The sequence below is a fragment of the Pseudomaricurvus sp. genome, from assembly GCF_965662505.1.
Taxonomy (GTDB): Bacteria; Pseudomonadota; Gammaproteobacteria; order Pseudomonadales; family Cellvibrionaceae; genus Pseudomaricurvus.
Genome location: NZ_CBFIHX010000191.1, coordinates 1 through 4,624 on the forward strand (window position 1 = coordinate 1; position 4,624 = coordinate 4,624).

At 54.8% G+C, this 4,624-nt stretch carries 1 protein-coding gene; it reads left to right on the plus strand.

The features are described 5' to 3' along the window. Positions 1-4,476: diguanylate cyclase domain-containing protein (locus ACTG33_RS16310; RefSeq protein WP_439136282.1), on the plus strand; the 4,476-nt coding region annotated here is incomplete at its 5' end. Between the last annotated feature and the right edge of the window lie 148 nt (positions 4,477-4,624).

Here is a 4,624-nt window from a genome sequence, read left to right on the forward strand (position 1 = left end):
GGGCAACGCCCCTTTGAAGCCGACGACCTGCTGGAATGGGTTCACAGCCACATCAGTCGCCAGCCCCCCGCTCCCCATGATATTGCTCGTCACGTGCCAGAGGCACTGTCCGCCATTGTGCTCAAACTGCTGGCCAAGAATCCTGAAGCCCGCTATCAGAGCGCGACGGGCTTGATACATGACCTGGAACACTGTGCCGACCAGATAGCGGCAGGCCAAAACATCGTAGCTTTCACCCCAGGCGAACGCGATGTGATCCAGAAGTTTTTGGTACCGCAGGGTCTTTACGGTCGAGAGCGTGAACTGCAGTCACTGCTGGGCTTGTTCGAAGGCGCAGTGAATGGACGCAATGAGTTTTGCCTGGTGCACGGTTTCTCGGGTGTCGGTAAATCAGCCCTTGTGAATGAAATCGACCGACCATTGGTTCGCGAACGGGGATTTTTGGTTCAAGGTAAATTTGACCAATTTCAACAGGGTGAAGCCTACGCCCCGCTCGCCACCGCATTCCGCGGCCTGGTTCAACAAATTCTGGCGGAACCGGAAGCCTCCCTCTCGAAATGGCAGGAACACTTACAGGAAGCTCTGACGCCCAACGGCCGACTGGTCGTGGATTTGGTACCCGAACTGGAATTGATTATCGGTCCCCAACCGGAAGTCGTCGAACTGCCGCCAGCAAAGGCCCGCAACCGTCTGCACATTGTGTTGACCGCCTTTTTGCGAGTCTTTGCCGGAGAAGGACACCCCGTTGTCCTGTTTCTCGACGATTTGCAATGGAGCGATGCGCCAACTCTGGAATTGTTGCGGCGCTTCGTCACGTCACACGATCTGAGCCACTTGCTGTTAATTGGGGCCTACCGCAGCAATGAAGTGGGAGTCGGTCACCCGCTGCGCCTGCTACTGGACGACCTGCAAACACAACGACAGATCCATCAGCTTCCAATCCGGCCACTGGACCAAGAATCGGTAACTCAACTGGTCGCTGACGCCCTGTATCGTGAGGTGAGCGAAACTCGCCCGTTGAGCGATATGCTCTACTCCAAAGCTAAAGGCAATCCCTTTTTTAGCAATGAGTTGCTGCGCGAACTGAACAAACAAGAGGCCATCGCGTACGACCCCGCCGCGGGTCACTGGAATTGGTCTTTGGACGCTCCCCAGTGGTCTGAAGTCAGCAGTGACGTGGTCGAATTTATGCTCGACAACCTGCGGCGCCTGCAACCGGAGACACAGCGGGTACTGCAACTGGCAGCGTGCATCGGCGGAACTTTCGACCTGCAAACTCTGGCAATTATTCATCAAAAAACCATCGCCGAAACAGCGGCGGCACTGCTGCCTGCGCTAAAGCAACACACCGTACTCCCCCTGCACAACGACTATCGCCTAGTCAGTGATGAACTCGGGGGGGATTACAAACACGACGAGAGCGCACCATCAGCGCCACTCAATCCGAGTTACCGCTTCCAGCATGACCGTGTACACCAGGCAGCCTACGCTCTGATTGATGTCAAACGACAGCAAGAGGTGCACTATTCCGTCGGACGGCTGATGCTTCAACACACTCACGGCGAGTGTCCGGATGAGCGACTTATCGACATAGTCGGCCATCTGAACGAAGGCCGCTCACTGATCAAAACCGACACCGAACAATTGCAGCTGGCTCAATTAAATGTACGCGCAGGAGTGCGTGCCAGACACTCCGCCGCCTACGAAGCCGCTCTGAATTATCTGCGAGTGGCCGCCGAATTATTGCCGGAAAATCCCTGGCAACAAACTCCAACATTGATGCAAACACTGGCGGCAGAAATTCAGCAGTGTACCTATCTGACCGGCCGTACAGACGAAGCGGAGCACTGGATCGAATTGATGCTCAAGTACGCCAGCACAGACCTGGAGCGAGGGGATATTCTCGCCATCCGCACGCGACAGTACGCCACGCTGGGACGGATGGAAGAATCGATTCTGTCAGCCATTCAAGGGCTCAACCTGTTGGGTGTGAAATTCACCGATCAACCCACACAGGCAGACATTGCCGAGGAACGACGGCGGGTATTGAAAAATCTCGGCGAGCGCGACATCGAGGATCTGGTGAACGCCCCCTTGGTAGAAGACCGAGCCACACTGATTGCCATGCGCCTGTTGATGGAAATTTTCGCCGCCGCCTTCCTTTCCGGCAGCGGTAACCTGTTTGCCTATCTGGTGCTGAAATACGTCAATCTCTCCCTGCGTCACGGCAACTGTCCTGAATCTGCTTTCGCTTACGCGGCCTACGGCATGCTGTTATGCGGCGAGCTGGATGAACCCGCACTGGGCTATCAATACGGCAAGGTCGGGCTGGCCATTAACGAGCGCCTCGACGATTTGACTTTGCGGGCGCGGGTGATTTACGTCTACGCCATGTTTGTTCATCACTGGAGTAATCACTGGTCAAGTCTGACCCCGTGGTTCCGCAAAGGTATTGAAGCGGGCTACCAGTCCGGTGACCTGCTCTACCTCGCCTACAGCGCCCAGGACTGCGTGATTTGGGATCCGACTCTGGACCTGGAATCTGCCGAACAACAACATGCCGAACTGCTGGAAATTGTTCGCGAATGCGCTTATCAGGACTCGCTGGATTCGGGCACCCTGTTTTTGCAGCAGCAACGCAATCTGCTCGGCCAGACAAAATCCCCCTTCTCTCTCAGTGACGACGGCTTTGACGAGGAGCAATGTCTTGAAGGTATGCATCAACGGCAGTTTATGACGGGCATTGCCAACTACAACATCTACAGCGCTGAACTGTGCTTGCTGTACGGCAATGATGAACAGGCTCTTAAATATGTGCGCGCTCAGGATCAATTGATTAAGTCCGCCATGTCCCTGCCTCAACTGGTGCGTTTTTACATCGTCGCCTGCCTGACCCTCGCTTCCCGCTACTCTCACATGGATACACAAGAGCAGACCGAAACACGGCAGCGCCTGCAACACGATATAGCACGTATGACACGCTGGGCTGACAACTGTGAGGAGAACTTCCGTCATCTCCAGTATTTAATGCAAGCCGAACTGGACCGACTCGAAGGTCACGATCAGAGTGCACAGAATTATTATGAGGCAGCCATCGAAGCCGCCCAAAAGAATCGGTTCCTGCGCGACGAGGCTACAGCCTGTGAGCGGGCTGCACGCCACCTGCTCGACATGGGACGGCGACGCTCATCCGAAGGCTATCTCCGCGGCGCACACCGCCTCTACGACCGCTGGGGAGCTCAACGCAAAGTGACACAGCTGGAAGAGGAGTTTCCTGTACTGCTTGAGCTGACAGCGGCTACGCGCGCTTCCATCACACAAGGAAACACCAACGCGCTGGATGTGGCCTCAGTGATGAAAGCCTCTCGGGAGATTTCCGGTGAAATCGTCCTCGATAAGCTGCTGAAAAGAACCATGGAGATCCTGCTGGAAAATGCCGGAGGCCAATGGGGCTGTCTTCTGGTACGGCGAGATGGACGCCTATTAATTGAAACGGCCAAACTTCCGGAACAAGACCTGCCAACAGAAAACCTGCCCAACCACACCCTGATAGAGCTGGCCGATGGCGGCAAAGTGCCCATGCCGGTCACCCTTATTAGCCGGGTACTGCATAACGGCGAGGCCGTGGTACTGCACGATGCAGCCAGTGAAAGTCAGTTTGCGCAGGACCCTTACGTCCACCAATACCAGCCCACCTCTTTGCTGTGCGTCCCCATAGGCCGGGATCATTTTGAAGGCGCACTGTATATGGAGAACAACCTGACCAGCGGCGCTTTCACAGAAGACCGCGTCGAAGTCATTCGACTACTGGCAGCCCAAGCGTCTGTGGCGCTGGAAAATGCGCGTCTCTATGAACAGGTACAAGAGTATTCCCGCACTCTGGAGCAAAAGGTCTCCGAGAGAACAGCACGTTTGCAGGAATTGAATCAGGAACTAAAAGGCCTGGCTGAACACGACGGCTTAACCGATGTTGCCAATCGGCGTCATGGTGACAACTATCTGCAACAGGTTTGGGGCCGACTGCGCCGTGAACAGGCCCCCCTGTCAGTGGTCATGCTTGATGTCGATCACTTCAAAGCCTTTAACGATAACTATGGTCACCAGGCGGGAGATGAATGTCTGATAGAGGTCGCCGCCACAGTACAATCGTATCTGCAGCGGCCTGCGGATCTGGTTGCCCGCTACGGCGGTGAAGAATTCATTCTTATTTTGCCCAATACCGACAGTGATGGCGCTGCGCAAGTTGCTGAACACGTCCGAGATCGCGTAGAAACTCTAGCCATCAATCATGGTTTCTCTTCAACCAGAGATGTAGTCACCATCAGCGCCGGCACCGCAAGCATCATCCCCAACACAGACACCGGCGTAGAACAATTATTGCGTCAGGCGGATATCGCCCTATATCGGGCCAAGCAGATGGGACGTAATCGGGTTCATGTGGCGGGGACTCACCTGGACATCATCGAGCCGGTATAACTCAATCTCTGCGGATACACGGTATCTGCATTACCTGGGTAACAACTCCGACAATCAACCGAGCTTGTAAAAATCAAATACGCGCTGGAAGCATCAAACTGCAGAAACAAAAAAACCACCCGAAGGTGGTTTTTATTAACCTCTTTGA